The sequence below is a fragment of the Sporosarcina limicola genome (genome assembly GCF_014873855.1).
Taxonomy (GTDB): domain Bacteria; phylum Bacillota; class Bacilli; order Bacillales_A; family Planococcaceae; genus Sporosarcina; species Sporosarcina limicola.
The window spans coordinates 131,762-154,042 of the sequence record NZ_JADBEL010000005.1 but is presented as its reverse complement, the minus strand read 5'-3'; the positions used below and the strand labels follow the sequence as shown (position 1 = coordinate 154,042).

Here is a 22,281-nt window from a genome sequence, read left to right as displayed (position 1 = left end):
TCATTTAAATTTTTTTGCCCTAAGGAAACTTTATGGACAAAAAAATTCAAATCTGCAAATGACACTAATTTGTTTCCCTCAGGAAACTTTATATCCCTATACTAAAAGATTCACTTCAAAATGTAAAGCAATTCTTTTTATTTCTTTTTTAAAAATTCAACCTGGTACTTTTTTGTTTTGTACTTATTACAGATTGTAGCTGTTCAAAATGAGCTATTCCCTTAATTTTTAACTACATCTTGATTCGAAGATCAGTCGCTTCGGCGGTGTGGGATTGGTTGATTCATAGTAAAGGGTGTCACAATCTTATGGATTGCGGTAGGCCTAAAAACTGACACATATCTTTATTAAAAAAAATGAGAATGCCGTCTTTCGGCATTCTCATTTAAACTGCTAGTAAAGCTTATAGGTCCCGCAACAAAACAACTTCTCCTGTCACTGCATCAATACCTTCAGCAGCATCCAATAATCCGCATAATACATATTTCCCTGTGATATAGTCGTAAACATATGTAGGATCGAGTGTGATGTATGGAATCATTTTCTCAAAAGCTTCCTCATATGTTACAACCGCTTTCTCAGCAGATGCGAAGGAATCAAATAAACCAAACATCCCTCCTACATTATCAAAAACAGTCAACATTGACATCGTTTCCGGATCAATGTGTACAACAATAGTTCGTTTAACTATCATTAGGTTAGCTTCATTCAATTTACAAAACGCCACGATAGACGTTTCTCCTCGACGCAGCGATGCTAACCTCCACATCCCTGATTCATTCGGGTATTCCGACCTCATGACATCACGTACAACCCGTTTGCTACGTTCAATTTGTTCAGCTGTCAATGTGAGTTTTTTCCCGACACCGACATCGCCGAATGCTTCGTCTATTTTAGCTTCAAAAACAGCTGGTATCTCTTCAAAAATCAGCTGTTGTTCAAGTGGAAGATTCCATTCCAGCACTTCATCCACTTGCACCTCTGCCCGTTCGCATTCCACGAACGGCATGATGCGCGCACCATCAATTGTCACATACACTTCGTCCATTGCGTAGACAGGAACGAAAGATCCTCTCGCTTCGGATGGAAACTCTACAAGTTGAAGTTGCATTTTCACTATCGGTTCAATTTCTTCAAGTGTCAGCGAAAATTCTGATTTCTCCACTTGTTCGTGTGACGGAAGTGTTCCATCCCAATGAAAGCTAGTTAGTTTTCCAACATCATCAAATGCTACTTTAATTGTACAACTTGGCGACAGAGGAATACCGTCAATTTCCGATTCAAAATAGAATTCATTCGCGTTCGCTTCCGTCAATTTAAAATCTTCCCCAGACGTCAATCCGGTTTCCTCCTCAAGCCATTCAATCACTTCATGAGCTGTCTTGTTTGGAAAATGTGTTCGTGTGAAGGAAGATTCGGCAGAAGCGAATGAGATACTTTTATATTTCTCCTGCTGAATTAAATAGCTGATAAATGCCGTCCCTAATGGAGTTGTTCCCTCTTCCACAAGTTCCGTCACTTCATTTGGAAACCATTTCATATTGAATATATAAAAAGCGTCTCCCATATTATCCCTTACCTTAAGAATAGAATAGTCTTCAAACTTGGATGCTTCTAAACCAAACTTCCCTCTTGTCTTATCAACAATCTTTTGCAATCGCTCGTCCATGCTTCCACCCTTTTCCTATGATGTATTCAAAAAGAAAAACTGATTGCACATGGCAGTCAGCTTTTCAGTTTATTCGAAGAATACTTTATCAACATTATATTTGGCTTGTTCTGTATTAATGATGTATGTTTCGTAAATTTCACGTTCCATTGGGTCTTCAACAATGATGACAGAAATTTTATTCACTTCATTGCGATGATCTTTGATTGGTGATACATTGTCTTCGAAATGTTTTTTTACACGTTGGCGAATTTTCCGGGCTTTCCCCGCAAACAATAATTCATCTCTTCTGTTATAAAATAAGATGATGCCGCCTTTGTCACGTGGAATCTCATGGAAATCGATGAATCCGTAAACTGGCTTAATAGGTGCTACGTCCGCAGCCATTTCCTGTTCTCGTTGAATAATCGTTATATCGGGAGTAGGTACTGTAATTTTGATCAATTTAACTTCACGTCCTCTTCTTTTATGAACTTAAATCCTACCATAAAACGGACCAAAAAGCGAAGAATGATGTCATTTTTACTGGTTTAAGAACCTTACTAATTTCCGCACTACTCCCTCCGACAGTTCACTATTTTTCAAATTGGACATCATCCCTGAAATGACAGGTTTTCGGAAGTTAGGATTTAAGAGTTCCTGCCCAATCACATCTAAACTTATAAATACCTCGTCTTCCGTATCTTGAATCTGTTGTTTAATCATTTCGATGTCTTTCACTAACTCCTCAAGCGTAATCGAAAACGTAATTCCTCCGGTACTTAGTAACTGTTCTTTTTTCAATAAAGGTTCAGTTAAGCCATTGATAATTGAATCTGTTCGTTCGATGATATAGTTCGCTAAATCAGTATAGTTCAACATCTTTTTATTAAATACAATTATTTCTACATAACCATGTATGATACCATTCAACATGACGATAAGATCGGGCAAATGAATCTGTATACTTTCCCCATACAAATCCAATAGAAGATTCTCCATAGCCTCGTATGCTTTTCCGCGTAGCTTATTCAGTAGACCCAGCATTTCTTCATTTATAGGACTAGCCTGTTCCCTCATGTGCATCAAAATAAAATCAGAGTGCCGGGCAATTTCTTCAAATTGAATAACGAAAAACTGTTCAAATCTATTCCTTGCCGTAGCTTCCATATGGAGAATGTCACCTAACCGGTCAATCAGCTTCGTACTGAAGTACTCGAAAATCGAAAACAGCAGACTTTCTTTCGATTTAAAAGAAAGATAAAAAGAACCTTTCGAAATGCCACATGCATCTGTAATTTCTTGCACGGATGTTGCCCCAAACCCATTTTTCGCAAAAAGCTCCGACGCCTTTTCGATAATCAACATTTTTTTATCCGACAAATCAATACCCCCTTACTGCAAAAAAAACGAATAAACTTCCTCGTTTGACACGTGACTGACCAGTCAGTTATTATGGATGAGTATTGACTTCCTATTCATAATCAATAATAAAGCATTATGACTATTTGGTCAAAGTAAAAACTTATTGGAGGTACATATGAATTCAATTATTAACTTTGTTATGAAGAATAAATTAGCTGTTTGGCTTCTCACGCTTATTATAACAGCCACAGGTATTTACTCTGCAACAAAAATGAATTTGGAAACAATACCGGATATTACAATCCCTATCGTCAGCGTAACAACGGTTTATCCTGGTGCTACACCAGATCAAGTGGTAAATGAATTATCGGAGCCACTCGAAAAAGCCGTTAAAAGTTTGAATGGCGTTACGTCGGTCAGCTCCACATCGTACCAAAATGCCTCATCTTTGCAAATCGAATACTCATTCGGTACTGATATGAAGCAGGCTGAAGAAGATGTCAACGAAGCGCTTAAAAATATCACTTTGCCAGAAAACGCAATGGATCCGAGCGTCGGAAGAATTAACATCAATGCGTTTCCAGTCCTCGCCCTTAGTGTTTCTGACAGCAAAGCAGATCTTGAACAGTTAACGATAAAAGTGCAAGACGCACTTGTTCCTGAACTTGAAGGAATTAATGGCGTTTCAAGCGTCGCTGTGTCAGGCCAACAAATTGAAGAAGTCATTCTCTCATTCGATCAAGAAAAGCTAGCTGCACATAATTTAGATGAAAACACAGTAAAGCAAATTGTAAAAGGTTCAGACGTGACGATGCCACTTGGCTTGTTCCAATTCAATGAAGAAGAACAGTCCGTCGTCATCGATGGCAATATCACGACTGTTGAAGATTTGAAAAACATATTGATCCCTGTGATGCCGGCTATGAATGCCGGTTCTACAGTTCCACCAGGACCGCACGTGGAAAATAATTCCGCAGCCCTCCAATTGCCTTCCGTCAAGCTTGGTGAAATTGCAACAATTGAGCATGTTGGAAAAGCCGAATCCATTTCAAGGATGAACGGTAATGAAGCCATCGCTGTTCAAGTTGTAAAATCACAGAACGCCAATACGGTAACTGTTGTCGATGAAGTTAAAGAATTGATGACACAATTTGAAAAAGAAAACGATGGCGTCAAAATTTCTACAACGCTCGACCAAGGTAAACCCATTCAACAATCAGTTGATACTATGATTAATAAAGCATTATTCGGTGCGCTCTTTGCCGTAATTATCATTATGCTGTTCCTACGTAACTTTAAATCTACACTTATATCCATTGTGTCGATTCCAATGTCACTGCTAATTGCAATCATGCTATTGAAGCAGATGGATATTACATTGAATATGATGACACTTGGTGCAATGACCGTCGCAATTGCTCGTGTTATAGATGATTCAATTGTTGTCGTTGAAAATATATTTAGAAGAATGAACCTTTCCACTGAAAAGTTAAAAGGTAAGGAACTTGTACGTGAAGCAACAAAAGAAATGTTTAAACCTATCATGTCGTCTACACTTGTTACGATTGCAGTCTTCCTGCCAATCGGTTTAGTAAGCGGCATGGTCGGCGAATTATTCCTGCCATTCGCTTTAACAATTGTATTTGCATTGCTCGCTTCACTTGTTGTTGCGATTACGATTGTGCCGATGCTTGCACATTCATTATTCAACAAACAGCTTTACTCAACTACCAGTAGTCATAAAGAAAAAACTAGTAAAATGGCCAATTTCTATAAGAAGGCATTGAATTGGACATTAGATCACAAATTGATCACAACTATCATTTCAATCGTACTTCTTGTCGGTAGCCTATTCCTAGCACCTATCGTCGGTGTAAGTTTCCTTCCAGATGAAGAGCAGAAAACAATGTACATTACGTACACGCCTGAACCTGGGGAAACGCTCAGTACTGTAAACAGCACTGTTGAATTAGCAGAAGAGTATTTATTGGATTTGAAAGATGTTGACGTCGTGCAGGCTTCCGTTGGCGGAGAAAACCCAATGGCGCCTGGTGCTTCAAATGGAGCCCTCCTATTTGTAACATTCGATGATGATACAGTTGAGTTTACAAAGGTCAAAGAAGAAACAGTCATCGAACTCAAAAAACTATCTACAAAAGGTGAATGGAAATCGCAGGATTTTTCGGCAAGCGGGTCGAGTAATGCAGTGAATTATTACGTTTACGGAAATAACTTAAACGACATTCAACCTATTGTTGAAGACATCGAAAAAGTCATGAATAACAACAACGATTTGAAAAATGTTAAAACAAGCTTGGCGACAAATTATAAAGAATATACACTCGTTGCCAACCAAAAGAAGTTAACACAGTATGGCTTGACGGCTGCACAAGTGGGAATGGTTCTCTATCCGAATAACAAGCAAGAAGTATTAACAAAAATCGAAGAAGACAATAAAGTAATTGAAGTTTTGATTAACGAAGAAAAGAAAGAACATAAAACAATCGATGACTTACTAAAAGAAAAAGTACAGTCACCACTGGGTATTGAAATAGCCATTTCCGAATTGGTAGATGTAAAAGATGGAACAACGTCAGATACGATTTCCCGTAAAGACGGTAAATTATTCGCGAGTGTTTCGGCAGAGATAACGACGAAAGATGTCGCAAAAACGTCGTCAGCTATTCAGAGTAAGGTTGACGAACTTGATATTCCATCGAATGTAACCGTCAGTACTGCTGGAGTAACAGAAGACATCGCGGAAGCATTTACACAGCTCGGACTCGCAATGGTTGCCGCAGTCGCCATTGTGTACTTAATCTTGGTTGTTACGTTTGGTGGCGGACTTGCACCATTAGCAATCTTATTCTCCCTACCCTTCATTGTGATTGGGGCATTGGTTGGTTTATGGATTGCTGGCGAAACAATCAGCGTTTCGGCAATGATTGGTCTACTAATGCTTATCGGTATCGTCGTGACAAATGCGATTGTATTAATCGACCGTGTTATTAATAAAGAAAAAGAAGGACTTACAACAAGGGATGCCATTTTGGAAGCGGGTTCTACGAGACTCCGTCCAATCCTTATGACAGCACTCGCTACGATTGGTGCATTGATTCCATTAGCAATTGGAGCGGAAGGTAGCGGACTTATTTCAAAAGGACTCGGCGTTACGGTTATCGGCGGATTAACAAGCTCGACATTGCTTACGCTTATCTTCGTTCCAATCGTCTATGAGTTTTTAGGGAAGTTCCGTAAGAATAAAAAAGCAGCTTAATACAGTAAAATGCCTGCCACACTTACGAAAGTGGCAGGCATTTTTTTTTGCGCGCTGTAGTTCGCGTACGTCGGTACGCGTTTCAACAAGATTTTCATGAAAAAGAGTTATCTTGTTGTCCATTTCCCTCGCCAACTTGTGATTAGTATCAATCAGATTTGAAATTTCCGCAAGGGGAACAGTCATGAAAAAAATAACATCAAAACATTGACATCTTATTTAGAATCCTGTAAATTATTCATTAATACTTAAAAGCGTTGAAGAGAAAAGTAAGGTGTAGGGTGTTCTTAACAGAAAGCTTCGGTAGCTGAGAAGAAGCAGAAAACTTTCACTTGAAAAATGGCCTCTAAGCTCTGTATTGAACGTGCAGCAATTTTGCATCAGTAGATGGCAGCGGGAGTTGGTACCCGTTATCCGAACCACAGTCTAGAATCTATCACGATAGGATTCTGCACTTGTTGAGGTTGCTTATGTGAGTAAGTAACGAAAAAAGGTGGTACGCGAGAGCTAGTCTCGTCCTTTTCAATCGTTTAAAGATTGATGAGGACGGGATTTTTTTATTCTCTTTTTTTCTCAACGAAGGCTGATTTCGCGTTATTTTAAGTAAAAATGAATGAGGAGCGGATTTACAATGACAAAAGGATTATTGGTTTTCCAATCAGATTTTGGGAGCAGTGACGGGGCAGTCAGCGCAATGCATGGAGTTGCAAACACAGTGAATCGCGATATCTCCATTTATGAAATAACGCATCAGATTCCGCAATATAATATATGGGAAGCATCTTACCGCCTGTTGCAAGCCATACGCTATTGGCCGAGTGGAACTGTTTTCGTTTCAATTGTCGATCCAGGTGTCGGTTCCGATCGCCGCGGCGTCGTTGCAAAAACAATTGATAATCACTACGTCATTACACCGGACAACGGAACTCTCACGCATCTGAAACAATTTGTTGATATTACAGACGTCCGACTAATCGATGAATCAAAAAATCGGCTTCCTAACTCCGGCGAATCCCATACGTTCCATGGAAGAGATATTTTCGCTTATACAGGTGCACGCCTTGCTTCTGGTGATATTCAATTTGAAGATATCGGTCCAGCAGTGGATACTTCCACTATCGTTAGATTACCACTTAGAAACTCAAGCATTAACAATGAAGTGATTACCGGTATTGTGGATATTATCGATCGACCTTTCGGAAACCTTTGGACCAATATTAGCAGAGCGCAATTCAAAGAGATTGCTGAGCAGTTCGGCGATTCATTCGAAGTAACGATTTCGACAGATAGCCGCACCATCTATAAAAACATCATGACATACGGTCGTTCTTTTGCCGATTTGCATATTGGTGAACCGCTTGTTTACGTGAATTCACTCGATAACATCGGCATCGCCATCAACCAAGGATCTTTTGCGGATGCCTACCGTGTCGGAACCGGTACGAATTGGGAAGTAATTATTCGAAAAGCACCGCGAATTGTTTACGAATAATGGTATAGTGATATATGCGAAAACTAGAACGAAAAAAGGCGTGGCTCAATGATATCCCTGTCGCGAAATATGAACAGCCAATTCATTCGCCTATACTTGAAATTCAAAACGTTTCCTTCGGTTATCCTGACAAACAAGCTACACTAAACAACGTGAATTTGACAATACACCGAGGCGAAATGGTGAGTATTGTCGGTGCAAACGGAACTGGAAAATCTACACTTGGTAAACTGATTTGTGGTTTTGAAAAACCAATATCGGGTACCCTTCTTTTTAATGGTAAGAATGGCAACAACGATTCCTTAAAGATGCGTGGCGAACAAGTTGGTTTCGTTTTACAAAATCCGAATCAGATGTTTTCCAAACATATCGTCCAAGAAGAAGTGGGTCTCGGTCTGTTGCACAAAGAGGTTTCCCCTGACGAAGTGAAATTACGGGTGGAGCAAACATTGAAAGTATGCGGACTTTACCCATTTAGAAATTGGCCGATTTCCGCACTAAGTTATGGTCAGAAAAAACGATTATCCATCGCGGCAATTCTTGTGATGGAGCCTTCTATACTCTTATTGGACGAGCCTACTGCTGGGCAGGATTATAAACATACGACGGAACTAATGACATTTTTAGAAAGCTTGCAAACACAAGGAATTACTATTATTTTGATTACCCATGATATGCATCTTATGACAGAATACACAAAAAGGGCAATCGTCTTAAGTGGCGGTCAAATCATCGCGGATGACTCCCCCGCAAAAATTCTTGCCAATACAGAGTTAATTGAGCGAGCGAATTTAAAACAATCTTCCTTGCATGCTTTAGCAACAACACTCCATATTACAGACCATGAACGATTCGTTGAAAAGTTCATCCAGTTTGATCGGGAGGTACGCCTCAATGAGCAATGAGCTACTTAGCTTTATTGAACGAGATTCTGTTATCCACCGATTGAACGGTGCAACAAAGTTAATATGTTTTATATTATTATCAAGTGCTGCAATGCTTTCCTATGATACACGCGTGCTGCTGTTCATCGTATTTGTAAGCGTTATTATTTTTATTCTTTCCAAAGTGAAAATTAGAGAAATTGGGTTCATTCTAGGGTTCATTCTCTTTTTCTTGATTTTGAATAACATCGCGATTTACCTTTTTGCGCCTCAGCACGGCACGCTCATTTACGGAGCGTCCCATCAGATAATAGAGGGCATTGGACGCTATTCACTCACTTGGGAACAACTTTTCTATCAGCTCAATATTACGTTGAAATATATCGCTGTCATCCCGCCCGCCCTACTGTTCATCGTGACGACACATCCTAGCGAGTTTGCGGCTTCCTTGAATCGCATAGGTATCAGTTACCGCTTGTCCTATTCCGTGTCAATTGCACTTCGGTACATTCCCGATATCCAACGGGACTATAAAACGATTGCAAAATCACAGCAAGCAAGAGGAATTGATATGTCTCGGAATGAAAAATTAGGTAAGCGCATTAAAAATGCCAGTTCTATCTTGTTGCCACTTATCTTATCGAGCCTTGACCGAATCGAAACGATTAGCAATGTCATGGAACTACGCGGATTTGGTAAGCGCAAGAAAAGAACTTGGTATAGCTATAGAAAATTTGCAAGAAGAGATATGATCGCAATTTCCATGTCACTTATTATTTTCGGCATGATGATTGTATTTATGTTTTTGAATAACGGCCGGTTTTATAATCCATTTAGTTGAATAAATACAAAAAGCACTCAGGAGTAAATTTCCACGAGTGCTTTTTCTATAAAAAAACGGGTATTCTTGAGTCCAGAAATGAAATCATTTCAACATCTTTTCATCTATATCTCTATCACCAAAGAACTTCCCAAGTCTTTTCTTCGCATTATATTTCACATCATCATCGATATGGGAAATAACCTTATAGACCGCGGTTGCAATGACAGCTGAATCATCTGCAAGCCCTACTATAGGAATGAAATCGGGTATCAGATCTACCGGGAATATAAGATAACTAAGTGCACCAACGATTATCATTTTTGAAGATTTTGGTACTGCTGGACTTTTAGCGGCATAAAATAACAGCAAGCTATAATAGACTGTTTTCTTCCCCGCTCGTTTCCCGTATCTCTTCACCTTGCTCCAAAACCTCTTATCTGAATATCGTTTTTCCACATTCTGTATGCCGGATTCCAAATCAATGTCATTGAATTCATCTTCAAAACCTTTACGTTGTCTTCCCATATAAATCCCCCCCTAGTGGTTCTCTTAACTTAAATAGTACATGGAATTTCTTCAACTGTCATTCTTAAAGAAGTATTTCTCTATCACAACTAACATATGATGTACGACTCTATTGAGATGGGAAGGACGTTTAATATGGATTTACCTGTATCGATTATCACGAAGAAATTACCGCATGCTTCAACTAATGTGAATGTGTATTATCCTGTCGTTATAAATTTACAAAATGCAAGTGTTCAAAATACGATTAATCACGCCATTGTCACGGCTCTAAACAAAATTCTTATTGAACAGAACTTTTACGACGCTAATCTGCAAGAACTACTGGCCAACTTTGAATTAAAGAACAATCAACGTGGAATCCTCAGTTTAAATCTCATTGTCTACTCCTATATGCACCATGCCGCCCATGGTATGACAATCATCAAATCACTTACATTCGATACAAAAACCGGTAAACAATACAATTTGAAAGATTTATTCAAACCGGGCAGTGATTATAAAAAAAGAATATCCGACATTATCAGAAAGCGTATCAAGGAGTGGGACACTGTGTTGTTAGAACCATTCAAAGGAATCCGCAGCGATCAGGATTTCTATATAGCGGATACATCACTCGTCATCTATTTCCAACTTTATGAAATCTCACCACATTCCTCTGGTTTCCCTTACTTCCCAATTCCGATATTGGATCTTGCTGATATCATTAGACCAAAAGGACCTCTGGATCGAATGATGTCATTCACTTGATGTGTACTAACTGAAAAATAAAGCGAGCCCCTGGAATTTTCAAAATAGACAGTCCCGATATAGTGATAGAAATTGCCTCAAAGTAATTTTAAAAAAGATCAGAATTATTAAAAGTCGAATAAAAAATGCACTGCTTATTTAAAAGCAGTGCGTTTTTTAGTATAGAAATCTTTTATACTTGTTATTCTCCTAAAGATAAAGTTGAAAATTTCCCTGAAAAATATGTTAGTGCATTGCCATTAGTATAGTCAAAGTTTTTAACTTCTCCTACAAAAAGAACGTGATCACCGCCATCATACTCAGCCCATGGAACACATTCGATATGAGCAAGAGACTCTTCAAGACGTACTGTATGTTCTCCTTCAACCCAGGTAAACGGTTCTTTTTCTTTCGGACGACCAGCGAAATGCATTGCGGTATCCTCTTGTTTTTCGTTTAAAATATTAATTGTAAATGAATTATTGCTTAGGTGTTCAAATGCTTTTGTTTTTCGATCGACTGATACCAAGACGAGAGGTGGATCTAACGATACCGAAGTAAATGAGTTTGCGGTGAAGCCATGATATCCATCATCAGTTTTACACGTAACAACCGTTACCCCCGTCGCAAAACGCCCCATGCAATTTCTATATTCTCTAATGTCCATAAATAACCCTCCTATTTATCTTTTGTATGTCTAATTGTTAATCTGAGTTAAGCATCTTTTAAAGTAAACTTGAATTTACTGGAACTTACTGCCCATTAATGCCAGATAAAACAAATTGATTTCTACCTAACAAATAGTAGGCCTGTTCCGCTTCTTTGTGCTGAAAAAGCTGTCGAATCCGTGTTGATGAAATAACCTCCCCCTTCGGACAAGTCACTATGGGATGCTGATACGCTTTGAACGCATTGTTCAAGTCCTCGATCGTACCGCTTTTCCCTTTACCAAAGTTGAACCCAGGTCCTACCCATACCTCCTTCGGGTTCACATCACTTAGTTCATCGATGAAATCTTGTACACCCCTTAATGCATACTCCTCATCAAAGGAAGCGAAAACCGAATAAGAAACACCCAATGCCTCCAGAAAATATTTCTTTTCTGGTAATGAAGTTAAAATTGATTGATTTTGAAAATAGACTTTAGGTGGCGGATCAAATGTATAAACAACGAGAGGAATCCCGTAAAGTTCCGCTTGTGATTTTGCTTTTTTAATTAATGCTTGATGTCCACGGTGAATGCCATCGAAGGCCCCTATCGTGACAACTGACTGTTCCAGTTTTAGTTGATTGTTTCGAAAAACCCTCATTTGAAGCACCTCACTTTTCATTAAGTCTATTAAATCTTTTATAAAAGTCACAACAAGAGATAATAAGCTCATGACTTTTCACTCTACATATCGAAAATATGAATAAAGTGATACTTCAATCCACAGGCGCCATATTATTGGTAAATGCAGGATAAATACTTACAGATTGATACTCTATGTTGATTATGTAACCTCTTTTTTGCTTTTAAAGTAATCACTTACTATATACATATTACCATTGTTCGGAATATTTTTAACTGTAAATAAACACTGATATATATGCTTTAACTAGCATGATTTACGGAGAAATATTGCCTTAAAAAGATAAATTCATAGTTTTTTTTGTGCTTTTTTATTACTTCAAAATCATAATTTCCACAGCGTAAAAAATCAGGGACATTGTGCAATGTCCCTGATTTTTATTTTTTCTTATTCTGGGCGCATTACAAAGTTTAAAGCAGCTTCTGTACGGCCATTTTTTTCTTCAAGCTTCGTCATAAGATCTAAACGAACACCATCTGCTACATCAGTTTCGAGCCATTCATCACCCTCGAAAAACACTTGAGTAATCAGGGTTTCATGACCTTCTGCTTCAAACATGAAATGGAGGTGAGCTGGACGCATCGGGTGTTGATCAGTATATTCTAAGAATTCTCCTGTGGGACCATCCGTTGGAATTGAATAAGGAAGCGGTACAATTGACTTCACCTCAAAGTCTCCATTTTCCTGCGTATAGAAATGACCTCTGAAATTATATCGTGGTGCGTCAGAATCAAATGCAGAATATTTTCTGGTAGCATCGTTTTGCCACATTTCTATTCGCGCTTTTGCAAGTGGCTGGCCATTAGTGCTACTTACGTTTCCTTTAAAATACATGACTTCTCCCGCTTCGTCAGGACGTTGTGTCAAAACTAATGGTTCCCCTGCTTTTGCTTCTATCAAAGGTGTTCCATCAATGAAATAAGGACCTAAGAGTGAAGGTTGTGTTCCTGGCTTATCTGTGTACATCGCTCTTAACACATGACTCTCAAGGAATACATCCGCGAAAAGTGGAAGCTCCCCTGTGTTTCCAAGTCGATCAGCCCAATTTACAAAGTTTGTATATTCTTCGTGGTTCAGATTGGCTTCTTTTAAAAAGCTTTGGATATGTTTGATAAATAGACCAAATACCTCTTCTACACGCTCGTTTTTTTGAATAGTCTGCTGTTTCATCATTAAACTCCTCCTAATTAATTGTTGACATCATTTTTTTAATTGGAATACCGCAAAAAAGTACGGTAATAAGAACTGTTGGAATTCTGGATCACTTCTGCTTAAATCTCTTCCTAGACATTGATAGTTTCAGGAAAGTTCAGATATAATACCAACACACATCCATGAATAGGTAATTCACATTTTAGATGTTACATTAACATCGTCTGGATTGATCCAAGTTGGATTTACCCAACCATCCATATCATAATCATCCATACACTGCTGAGCGAAGTCTTCATATTCCTGTGCTTGTCCAGTCATCTGTGCCATCACCAAATTCTCCAAACGAATATTTTCATTGTTACCAGAATAGTTACGTTCATATAATTCATGTCTTCCGCCGAATTCTGTACCAATCGCATCCCAGAGTAATTTAATCACTTTAATTTTCTCTTCTGCTTCAATACCATTTGAACCGCGATAGAGCTTATCAATGTACGGGCGTAGTTCTGGATTTTTAAAATCTGCCGTACTAGATGGATGTACAATAAGACTCCCTGCGACGACTGTCTCAATAATATCTTTTACTTTCGGCCAACCATCCGACATAAATACACGGTAAGCAAGCCCATAGTCAATGTTCGGTAAAACGGTACCATTTGCTCCTTTATTTGGATTCAATGCCATCGCATCACTCATTGCCCAGAACATATTACGATAAGCTAACACCTCACCAATATTTGCCTGAACACCACGGAATTTATCTGTCCCATTTGCCCTTAAAGCTTTAATTAATAAACCCGATATGAAATCAAGTTTTACAGCAAGTCGTATAACACCGTGGAATGTAAAACGATGAAGGAATCCACTTTCTGCAAAGAAGCTATTCGCTTTCTCAATATCTCCATTAACAAGTATGTTTTCCCATGGAATAAGGGCATTATCAAAAACGATTACAGTATCATTTTCATCAAAACGGCTACTCAATGGATAATCAAACGGGCTGCCCGTAACTGCAGCATTCAACTCATAGGAAGGTCGACTAATCAATTTGATACCTGGTGTTGCCATATCCGCAATAAATACAAGCGCGTATTCTTCACTCGGAATCGGTAAAGCACCGTAATGCGCAATAAAATTATAGTTTGTCAATGCCGAACCTGTTGCAACCATCTTCGCACCGCTTACTAAAATACCTTCTTCCGTTTCACCAACCTTGTGAATAAAGACATCTTTCACTTCATTAATCGGCTTGTCCCGGTCAACCGGGGGATTAATGATTGCATGATTGAAATACCAGTTCTTCTCTTGCGCTTCTTTATACCATCTTCTTGCATTGTCTTCATATTCGCCGTAATATTCTGGGTTAGCTCCGAGTGTCGCTAAAAATGAAGCTTTGTAATCTGGAGATCTTCCCATTTGACCGTATGTCATTTTTGACCATTGAGCAATCGCGTCACGCGTCTTTAATAATTCTGCTGGAGAAGTATCCGGTTGGAAGAAACGCTGTGTGAATCCACCATTTCCAGTATCGGTTTCTCTCGTTAAAATATCCTTATATTCTGGGTCATGTAGTGCATCGTATAGTCTTGCAATTGAACGAGCACTATTTCGAAATGCTGGATGAGTCGTAACGTCATCAATCTTTTTTCCATGGAGCCAAACTTCCCGTCCATCCCTTATACTTTCTAAATATTCTTCACCCGTCATAGGAAGTTTAACTGCTTGTTTTGTTGTCATTTTGTACCTCCTTGTTTTAATGTAATCGCTTACTAACTATTATATTACTTTGTTATCTGAATTTTAGGAACTGTAAAAGTATACTAATAAGCGTGTTTACACTAGCACAATTTACTAATCGTTACTTATCATGTTCTTGAAATCGCTTCTGCAACAAGTAACGGACAAAACTATTAATGATTCGCCCTTTTTTGTTTGTTCATCCGTTTTTAAAAGTAAGCACGTCATTCATGTCTTGCTTACTTTTATATTATTTTGGATAATTTGTCAATTTCCTCTACCGAAACGATTAAATGGTTAATTGCGGTGGATATATTGTCTGATGAAGCAAATTGTTCGTTGGAGATTTTTGTTGTTTTATTAACTGTCTCCGTAATATACTCAACTTTTTCTTTTAATGACCTCAGTAAACTACGGATTTCATCTACTGATGTAGCACTAATATCGGCTAGTTTCGTTATTTCTTGGGCAACAACACTAAAACCACGACCGTGTTCACCTGATCTAGCAGCCTCAATTCCAGCATTCAAACCAAGGATTCTAGAATTTCTTCCAATAGTACTAATCGATTCTAGCATTTTCTCCGTTTTGCCAACCTGCTCTATCATTTCATGCTGAGATATTTTTAAATCCTTCATGAAATTAGCTAATTTTTGAGCAGTAGAAGATAGTTCTTCTGTAGATGCAGATATTTCTTCGGAAGCAGAGGCAAATTGTTGTGCAACATCGCTTAACTTTTCCTGATTATCCAGACTGATACCAATTCCTAAACCACCAATGACGTTTCCATTTCCATCTTTAATAGGTACACCTTTAGCTTTAAATGGAATGCCAAAAGCTTCTCTCGGTACACTAATCATTTGTGTGCTTTTTTTCTTAATTGCTTCATAAATAGCATCTCCTTCAGGAATAGTCATTCCTGTAATTCCACCAAGGTTTAAGTCTTTTGTAGGAAGGTATAACAAAAAGTTCTTTGTGTCAGTCACCCCAATCATTGCCTCAAAAGGAATCGCCTCTTGTATTGCAGGCGCAAGTTTAATCAAATAATCGAGCATATTATTGTTAGTTAATGTTTTCGAATCCATAATCCAATTCCCTCCCTCTATAAAAAACAACGTAGCATCGACGCCGCTCTTATTTGATTTTCATCATAGACAAGCTTTATGGACGTTCAGGCTTTCTCGAAAAACAGGGATATTCTAATTGGTGGAAAAAATTAAATAGACACCGAATTTACTACATATTCATTACTTTTAACACAAAATAAATCCTAGTTGCAAGCTGACATTTAAATCGACCCGACCCCGTTTTCAAATCTATGTCGCTTAATGATTCTATTCTTTCAATCCGGTAACGTAATCCAGCGATTGACAAGTGCAATTCATCTGCCGTTTGCTGAAGATTTCCATTGTTATCTAAATATGATTTTAAAGTAATAAGCAAGCTTCCTTGGTTTTCGGTGTCATATTTCACCAAACTTCCAATCGTTTCCGAATAAAACTTGATTAGTTCTTTTTGATCAGATCCTTTTAGGAACATCATAATTGGTTCCAACTCTTTAAACGAAGCCTGTCGACTGCTTATTGGATAGGTCAATTGGACAAAGTCGCAAATCCGGGTTGCATCCATGTAACTTTTATTCATCATTTGAATCGTCTCCACACAGCGTCCAGAACCAATATAGATCTTTCCATCGGGTAAATTTCGTTGGATTGTATCAAGAATAGTCGAAGATAATCTTTCAATATCTTGTTCTTGATTTTCGGCAATAATCATGACGATGTAGCCGTCTTTCATAAATAAATCCAGATTGGAATACCTTTTCGTAAGGAAATTCAATACTTCCTCTTTCATTTCTTTCGGTAAAAATTTAATTGCCATAATTTGATGTCGCTCATTCGGTTTAAAACCGAAAATTGCCGCCTGCCTTTTTAATGAAAAATCATCTACTATTTTATTGTCGATGATTTCATCAAAAAAATCCTCTCTTTTTTTCCATAAAGATTCTGTCATTTTCCGTTGATGATACATTTGAATCGTAAATACCATTAATGCACGGTTTATGATTAACTGTTCTCTTTTATCAAGTTTTGTATGACCAATGACAATCATTCTACCTAATACAATTTTATGGCTTTTAATACTGAACGATTCAAAACCTCTATAATCTTCCACATTCGTAACGCCCCTGCTCTTTAACCATTTATCATAGTCCTCTTTATCCTTATCACACTCAAAATAAGATGAATAAACTTCGCTAAAATGATTAATAACTATACTACGTTTTAGTAGTTTTCCAATCATTTCTGTTATCTCGTTGATATCTTTGTCTTCAAGAAAAAGTTCTGTTAATTCATTTTGCACTTTCTCTGATTCAATGATATCTTCATTCAACTGCTCCATTTCCATATATACATCTTCCAAGACTGACTGCAAAGATTCCGTTTGGTAATAACGCAAATCCTTCAAATGCTCCTTTTCAGAGTGAGCGACTGTTTTCGCAACAAAATAACAGGCTGAATCACCTTTAGCCCGGCAATACTTTTCATTGGCAACAACTTCTTGACCAAAAATTTTCGTGAGATAGCCACTTGCATAACCCAAAAGTGACCAACAGGCTGCTTCGTTATTAATCCCGTGCTTGGAGATATGTTCATCTGCTTCAAAGGAGTTTTTCCAGTAACCTGAGAAATATAATTTATCTTCTTCAATTTCTAAAACATCGGGCTCTACAGTTACAACTCCTGCTAGTGTATGCATCGCCGGACCAGCTAACAGTAATTCTTCTAATGATTTCCATTCGTACTCATTCTTTAAAGTCTCGGCTTCTTTATACCCGCAGGACCAGCCATAGCGCATAAGAAATCCTTTTGCACGTTCATAGCCAAGCGTATTAATTAAATCGGAACGCAAAATCCCTAACGATTCTACAGACAGCAATACCATTCTTTCATCATGTAGCGTAATTGTTCCTGTGCGAGGATTGATATCAAGCAAATTTTGCAACATTAACTCGTTCGCTTTCATCACCATTTTTTCTCCTCCTCTTCATCAGTTACTTACTTTACTTTGTCGACTTTCCTAAAAATCGTTTTTACTAAATATTATTTTTTTGCAAAGAGAATCACACAAATGAATATCGCTTAAGCTTAGTAATCCAAAAAGCGAGTCAAACTAATCACAAAAAAGTTTTTAACTTCAATATTATCTTTTCTCCGAGTTGTCTCTCCAGACGATCAAACATTTGCAAGCGCTTACAATTGGAATCCAGAAAAATGATGATACATATAATGATTCACACCCAAAAAGCTAAACGATTAATTTTTAAAGTGTTTTAAAACCCAAACTTTTTGGGTGCTAATCATATAATTATTTTTATGCATCATCATTTTGAAGTTTGTTTTTCACTAAAAAGCCGTTCCTATCACGTTTAATCTATATTTTCTACCACTACGGAGATTCCTTGACCTACTCCTATGCACATAGAAGCTAACCCTAATTTTGCATTCCTTTTCTTCATTTCATAAATAAGTGTCGTTAAAATCCGGGTTCCACTCGCTCCTAAAGGATGTCCGAGGGCAATTGCACCACCGTTAACATTTACCCTATCAATATCTAGCTTAAGCTGTTTCACGCATTCTAGTGATTGGGAGGCAAAGGCTTCGTTAATCTCTACTAAGTCGAAATCATTAGAAGTCAATCCATATTTTTTCATTACTTTTTGTGTCGAATAAATTGGTCCAAGACCCATTACGGCTGGTTCCAATCCTGCAGTTGCAGAACCAACGAATTTAACCAATGGTTTCAAATTCAATTTTTCCGCGAGTTTTGCACACATTAAAATGACGCCTGAAGCACCGTCATTTATTCCTGATGCATTTCCTGCAGTTACAGTTCCGCCCTCAAAAATAGGTCGTAGTGCACTTAACTTATCAAGCGTCATTTCAGGTCGTGGATGTTCATCCGTAGTAATGACTGTTTCATTACCTTTTCTATCCTTTACGACAACAGGTATAATTTCATCTGCAAATCGACCTGATCCCATTGCTACTTTCGTTAATTGCTGGCTTCTATATGCGAAAGCATCTTGGTCTTCTCGCGAAATATCAAATCGAGAAGCTACATTTTCGGCTGTTTTTGGCATCATTTCAGTTCCATACATTCGATCCAGTTCGGGATTTTTAAAACGCCAGCCCATTGTTGTATCAAGCATTTCAAAATCACCACGAGGATAGTCACTTTCTGGTTTTTTCATTACAAATGGGGCTCTTGTCATACTTTCTGTTCCGCCCGCGATGATAACGTCACATTCGCCAGATAAAATGGAACGAGCGCCTAGACTAACAGCATCTAAACTTGAACCACATAGCCGATTAATGGTTGTACCACTTACTGACTGTGGTAACCCCGCTAATAATAACGACATTCTCGCTACATTACGATTATCTTCTCCAGCACCATTCGCATTTCCTAATAGTACATCATCTATCAATTCTGGTGGTAGTTCTGGATTTCGTTCGATTAATGCTTTTAAGACAATTGCACCTAAATCATCTGGTCGTACATTTTTTAACTGTCCTTTATATCTACCGATTGGCGTTCGAACCGCATCAATAATGACAACTTCTCTAGTCAAACTTTTTCACCCTCCAATAATAAGCCCTCATTTATTGAATAGTTTGCAGTTGTCTTTGATTTAACCTCTTCTAATGTAGCATCCCCCATTAGTTCAGTTAGTTCGTACCTGCCCCCTTTCCAATTAAATACGGCTAATTCAGTTATGATTATCTCTGCTACACGTTGTGATGTAATAGGAAATGTACATTTGTCTACAATTTTTGGCGAACCGTCATTTGATGTGTGGCTTGTCGTAATAATAATTTTTTTTGCACCTTCTAGTAAATCCATCGCTCCACCAACCCCGATGATGTCTCTACCAGGAATGGCCCAGTTAGCAATTTTCCCACTTGAATCTATTTGTAAGGCACCGAGAATTGCAACATCTATGTGACCGCCGCGAATCATTGCGAAAGAATCGGCACTGCTAAAATAAGATGCAGCTATCGCTTCTCCGACGGGTAACTTTCCAGCATTCACTACTAATGGATCAATATGTTCTTCATCTACAGAGGTAACGCCCAGCATTCCATTCTCGGTATGAAGAATATGCAAATCATCGTCTATATAATCTGCTACTAATGTAGGAATACCGATACCAAGATTTATAATGGAATAAGGAGCAAGCTCTTTAGCTGCTCGCTCTGCAATTAGCTCTCTCATTTTGTCTTCACTCCATCTTTAGTTAATATCCATTCACTTTTCACTATCGCATCTACATATAAATGTGGGGTAATGATTTCGTCTGGTAATAACTCCCCTAGCTCTACAATTTCATCTACTTCGGCAATGACATAAGAAGCTGCTGTAGCCATGTTAGGATTGAAGTTTTGAGCGGTTTTATAATAGACAAGGTTCCCCAACGGATCTGCTTTCCATGCCTTAATAATCGCAACATCTGCTTTCAGACCTTTTTGCAATAAGTATTTTTCACCATCAATTTCTTTAACTTCTTTCCCTATAGCTAAATCAGTTCCTACCGCTGTTTTCGTATAAAATCCTCCAATGCCCGCTCCACCAGCTCTAATTGCTTCCGCCAGCGTGCCTTGGGGTAAAAGTTCTAGTTCAAGTTTTCCTTCATTATAATATTTTGCAACATCTCGGTTACTCGTGAAGTAGGATCCAATTGCTTTTTTCAATTTCCCCTGCCTTAATAAAAGTCCCAATCCTTCTCCTTTTTCGCCTACATTATTACTAATTACCGTAAGTTCTGATACATCATGTTCCGTTAAGTAATGAATGATTGATAACGGACTTCCGATTAATCCAAATCCACCTACCATAATTGTCTGCCCAGATTTTATATTTTCAAGAGCAGCAGGGATGGTTGTCTGTTTATTTAAACTCATGCCTTCACCTTCCTCATTTTCTTTAGAGATTCAAGCATACTTTCTTCAACCTTTTCCTGTTTTTCAAACATTAGTGTGTAATGATTTGCAGGAATTTCAATTGTTTTTATGTCTTTTGCGCTTACAATCGTTTCTATATAAGTCTCTTTTGTAAATAGGGGATCTCTTTTTCCTAATGATCCATAGGCTATGACAAGTAATATTGGACAAATAATCTTTTTAAATATGGGTTCGGGTTGGAAGTCATAAAAGCTATTAAAATCTTTTTCCATTGCACTTGCTTCTGATTTATGTTTCCAACCATCTGGTGTTTCTCTCACTTCATAGTGGGTGATTTCTTCAACGGCTTCATCCCATTTAACGTTCAACGAACTATAAATTCCCCTCGTTTGCGTTACATAATCCTCAGCTGAACAATATGCTTTCCTTAATCGGCTGAGAGATGGAATAATTAATTCACGTTGTCTTTCTTCTGTAGTACCTGCGCCATCTAGTAAAATCAACCCTGACACTTCCAGTTCACTTGCAACAAGCGCACAAATATAGGCACCCATGGAATAACCCATTAAGATCGGTTTTTCAATTTCCTTCTGATTAATGAATGTCTTCAAATCTTCTGCATGTTTAAAAATTGATGTGTTTTCATCTGCCGGGCTACTATTTCCTCTACCACGAAGATCAAAGCTTATGAAATTATAATCATTTCCAAGCAATTTCTGATAATGGTAAAAGGTTTTATGATTACCCGTAAGTCCATGTACAGCAATGATTGTACCTTTACTTCCCTGTGTTTCTTGGAATGCTAACTTCTTATTTATATCGAGTACAAATTCCTTTACCACGTTAAGACCTCCCAATTATTAATTAACTTGATAAACGGAATATTGCACTTTTCCATCTAAACGTTTACCTGTAGAAACGAATACTTTCTTATTCATCCAATCATATTTTTCAGACGCCGTTTCGAAGATCGGATTTGTTCGAAAATAGTACTCTTCCCGATTAACGTCTTCATTATTGTCCAAACGTGCTAAGACACCTTTACTTCCTGTACGAATCCCACGGTAAGACATCATAATGAGGTCATTGTCATCCGTACATAGTAATATTCGGACATCTTGAATAATTGTTCCGTCTTCGCGAACTGTGATCCAGTCGTCTCCCCCTGGTATAACTTTCCCTTTCACATGCTCACCATTGAAATGACCGCTTTCAATTCTTATAATTCGTCGGTTCCCCATTGGTGTTTTTCCAGGTAAATGCGCTTTTTCAACAACCAATTCTAAATCAAACGTAAAAGTTAAGTTAGGTGCTTCAAAATAAGCCAT

Annotated in this window: 20 protein-coding genes; 5 read left to right on the top strand and 15 right to left on the bottom strand. The window is 38.1% G+C overall.

Features of this window, described 5'->3' with window-relative positions:
* Positions 1 to 403: 403 nt before the first annotated feature.
* From H4683_RS06915 to H4683_RS06905, 3 genes are all read right to left on the bottom strand, one after another.
* Positions 404 to 1,669 (bottom strand): hypothetical protein, encoded by a 1,266-nt coding sequence (locus tag H4683_RS06915; protein ID WP_192598107.1) that lies wholly within the window; start codon positions 1,667 to 1,669, stop codon positions 404 to 406.
* Positions 1,670 to 1,738: 69 nt separating this feature from the next.
* Positions 1,739 to 2,113, bottom strand: a complete 375-nt coding sequence (locus H4683_RS06910) for a nucleotide excision repair endonuclease (RefSeq protein ID WP_192598106.1) — start codon at positions 2,111 to 2,113, stop codon at positions 1,739 to 1,741.
* A gap of 78 nt (positions 2,114 to 2,191) precedes the next feature.
* Entirely contained in the window at positions 2,192 to 3,031 is an 840-nt protein-coding gene (locus H4683_RS06905; RefSeq protein WP_192598105.1) for a TetR/AcrR family transcriptional regulator, read from the bottom strand.
* A gap of 157 nt (positions 3,032 to 3,188) precedes the next feature.
* Between H4683_RS06905 and H4683_RS06900 the strand changes: the two genes are divergently transcribed.
* The 4 genes from H4683_RS06900 (at position 3,189) to H4683_RS06885 (ending at position 9,507) form a co-directional block, all read left to right on the top strand.
* Positions 3,189 to 6,290 carry an efflux RND transporter permease subunit gene (locus H4683_RS06900; RefSeq protein ID WP_192598104.1) on the top strand — a complete coding sequence of 1,034 codons (3,102 nt, stop codon included), beginning with the start codon at positions 3,189 to 3,191 and terminating at the stop codon, positions 6,288 to 6,290.
* A gap of 631 nt (positions 6,291 to 6,921) precedes the next feature.
* Entirely contained in the window at positions 6,922 to 7,782 is an 861-nt protein-coding gene (locus H4683_RS06895; protein WP_192598103.1) for an SAM hydrolase/SAM-dependent halogenase family protein, read from the top strand.
* A 14-nt stretch (positions 7,783 to 7,796) separates the two neighbouring features.
* Entirely contained in the window at positions 7,797 to 8,687 is an 891-nt protein-coding gene (locus tag H4683_RS06890; RefSeq protein ID WP_192598102.1) for an energy-coupling factor ABC transporter ATP-binding protein, read from the top strand.
* Positions 8,677 to 9,507: an energy-coupling factor transporter transmembrane component T family protein gene (locus H4683_RS06885; protein ID WP_192598101.1), complete on the top strand. Its 831-nt coding sequence runs from the start codon at positions 8,677 to 8,679 to the stop codon at positions 9,505 to 9,507. Before H4683_RS06890 ends, H4683_RS06885 begins: the two co-directional genes overlap by 11 nt.
* A gap of 84 nt (positions 9,508 to 9,591) precedes the next feature.
* Here the strand turns inward: H4683_RS06885 and H4683_RS06880 are convergent, their stop codons facing one another.
* Positions 9,592 to 10,014 carry a YkvA family protein gene (locus H4683_RS06880; protein ID WP_192598100.1) on the bottom strand — a complete coding sequence of 141 codons (423 nt, stop codon included), beginning with the start codon at positions 10,012 to 10,014 and terminating at the stop codon, positions 9,592 to 9,594.
* 135 nt (positions 10,015 to 10,149) lie between these two features.
* Between H4683_RS06880 and H4683_RS06875 the strand changes: the two genes are divergently transcribed.
* Complete coding sequence (locus H4683_RS06875) at positions 10,150 to 10,764, top strand: DUF3298 and DUF4163 domain-containing protein (protein WP_192598099.1); 615 nt, start codon at positions 10,150 to 10,152, stop codon at positions 10,762 to 10,764.
* A 181-nt stretch (positions 10,765 to 10,945) separates the two neighbouring features.
* Here H4683_RS06875 and H4683_RS06870 read toward each other — a convergent pair whose 3' ends face one another.
* The 11 genes from H4683_RS06870 to H4683_RS06820 all read right to left on the bottom strand — a co-directional run bounded on the left by H4683_RS06870 (position 10,946) and on the right by H4683_RS06820 (position 22,281).
* Entirely contained in the window at positions 10,946 to 11,410 is a 465-nt protein-coding gene (locus tag H4683_RS06870) for a flavin reductase family protein (RefSeq protein WP_192598098.1), read from the bottom strand.
* Positions 11,411 to 11,495: 85 nt separating this feature from the next.
* Positions 11,496 to 12,125, bottom strand: coding sequence for an FAD synthetase family protein (locus H4683_RS06865; protein ID WP_225941942.1), 630 nt, complete (start codon positions 12,123 to 12,125; stop codon positions 11,496 to 11,498).
* A gap of 357 nt (positions 12,126 to 12,482) precedes the next feature.
* Entirely contained in the window at positions 12,483 to 13,268 is a 786-nt protein-coding gene (locus tag H4683_RS06860; RefSeq protein ID WP_225941941.1) for a dioxygenase family protein, read from the bottom strand.
* Between the two features lie 174 nt (positions 13,269 to 13,442).
* Positions 13,443 to 14,987: a 4-hydroxyphenylacetate 3-hydroxylase family protein gene (locus H4683_RS06855; protein ID WP_192598097.1), complete on the bottom strand. Its 1,545-nt coding sequence runs from the start codon at positions 14,985 to 14,987 to the stop codon at positions 13,443 to 13,445.
* 245 nt (positions 14,988 to 15,232) lie between these two features.
* The gene (locus H4683_RS06850) at positions 15,233 to 16,072 is read right to left on the bottom strand and encodes a methyl-accepting chemotaxis protein (protein ID WP_192598096.1); all 840 of its coding nucleotides are present in this window, start codon (positions 16,070 to 16,072) and stop codon (positions 15,233 to 15,235) included.
* Between the two features lie 151 nt (positions 16,073 to 16,223).
* Entirely contained in the window at positions 16,224 to 18,020 is a 1,797-nt protein-coding gene (locus H4683_RS06845) for a XylR N-terminal domain-containing protein (RefSeq protein ID WP_225941940.1), read from the bottom strand.
* Positions 18,021 to 18,417: 397 nt separating this feature from the next.
* A complete protein-coding gene (locus H4683_RS06840) occupies positions 18,418 to 19,623 on the bottom strand; it encodes an acetyl-CoA C-acyltransferase (RefSeq protein ID WP_192598095.1) in 1,206 nt (401 codons plus the stop codon).
* On the bottom strand, positions 19,620 to 20,267 hold the full coding sequence (locus H4683_RS06835; RefSeq protein WP_192598094.1) for a 3-oxoacid CoA-transferase subunit B: 648 nt from the start codon (positions 20,265 to 20,267) through the stop codon (positions 19,620 to 19,622). Before H4683_RS06835 ends, H4683_RS06840 begins: the two co-directional genes overlap by 4 nt.
* The gene (locus tag H4683_RS06830; protein WP_192598093.1) at positions 20,264 to 20,953 is read right to left on the bottom strand and encodes a CoA transferase subunit A; all 690 of its coding nucleotides are present in this window, start codon (positions 20,951 to 20,953) and stop codon (positions 20,264 to 20,266) included. The genes H4683_RS06835 and H4683_RS06830 overlap by 4 nt, the downstream gene beginning before the upstream one ends.
* A complete protein-coding gene (locus H4683_RS06825; RefSeq protein WP_192598092.1) occupies positions 20,950 to 21,795 on the bottom strand; it encodes an alpha/beta fold hydrolase in 846 nt (281 codons plus the stop codon). Before H4683_RS06825 ends, H4683_RS06830 begins: the two co-directional genes overlap by 4 nt.
* A gap of 18 nt (positions 21,796 to 21,813) precedes the next feature.
* Entirely contained in the window at positions 21,814 to 22,281 is a 468-nt protein-coding gene (locus H4683_RS06820) for a DUF3237 domain-containing protein (RefSeq protein ID WP_192598091.1), read from the bottom strand.

Bases quoted from the DNA above. Each gene is read 5' to 3' on its own strand.
- H4683_RS06875 (WP_192598099.1), top strand. From the start codon at position 10,150: ATGGATTTACCTGTATCGATTATCACGAAGAAATTACCGCATGCTTCA.
- H4683_RS06915 (WP_192598107.1), bottom strand. From the start codon at position 1,669: ATGGACGAGCGATTGCAAAAGATTGTTGATAAGACAAGAGGGAAGTTT.
- H4683_RS06820 (WP_192598091.1), bottom strand. From the start codon at position 22,281: ATGGCTTATTTTGAAGCACCTAACTTAACTTTTACGTTTGATTTAGAA.
- H4683_RS06850 (WP_192598096.1), bottom strand. From the start codon at position 16,072: ATGGATTCGAAAACATTAACTAACAATAATATGCTCGATTATTTGATT.
- H4683_RS06860 (WP_225941941.1), bottom strand. From the start codon at position 13,268: ATGATGAAACAGCAGACTATTCAAAAAAACGAGCGTGTAGAAGAGGTA.
- H4683_RS06845 (WP_225941940.1), bottom strand. From the start codon at position 18,020: ATGGTGATGAAAGCGAACGAGTTAATGTTGCAAAATTTGCTTGATATC.
- H4683_RS06895 (WP_192598103.1), top strand. From the start codon at position 6,922: ATGACAAAAGGATTATTGGTTTTCCAATCAGATTTTGGGAGCAGTGAC.
- H4683_RS06830 (WP_192598093.1), bottom strand. From the start codon at position 20,953: ATGAGTTTAAATAAACAGACAACCATCCCTGCTGCTCTTGAAAATATA.
- H4683_RS06870 (WP_192598098.1), bottom strand. From the start codon at position 11,410: ATGGACATTAGAGAATATAGAAATTGCATGGGGCGTTTTGCGACGGGG.
- H4683_RS06880 (WP_192598100.1), bottom strand. From the start codon at position 10,014: ATGGGAAGACAACGTAAAGGTTTTGAAGATGAATTCAATGACATTGAT.
- H4683_RS06865 (WP_225941942.1), bottom strand. From the start codon at position 12,125: ATGAGCTTATTATCTCTTGTTGTGACTTTTATAAAAGATTTAATAGAC.
- H4683_RS06835 (WP_192598094.1), bottom strand. From the start codon at position 20,267: ATGAGAGAGCTAATTGCAGAGCGAGCAGCTAAAGAGCTTGCTCCTTAT.
- H4683_RS06855 (WP_192598097.1), bottom strand. From the start codon at position 14,987: ATGACAACAAAACAAGCAGTTAAACTTCCTATGACGGGTGAAGAATAT.
- H4683_RS06885 (WP_192598101.1), top strand. From the start codon at position 8,677: ATGAGCAATGAGCTACTTAGCTTTATTGAACGAGATTCTGTTATCCAC.
- H4683_RS06900 (WP_192598104.1), top strand. From the start codon at position 3,189: ATGAATTCAATTATTAACTTTGTTATGAAGAATAAATTAGCTGTTTGG.
- H4683_RS06890 (WP_192598102.1), top strand. From the start codon at position 7,797: ATGCGAAAACTAGAACGAAAAAAGGCGTGGCTCAATGATATCCCTGTC.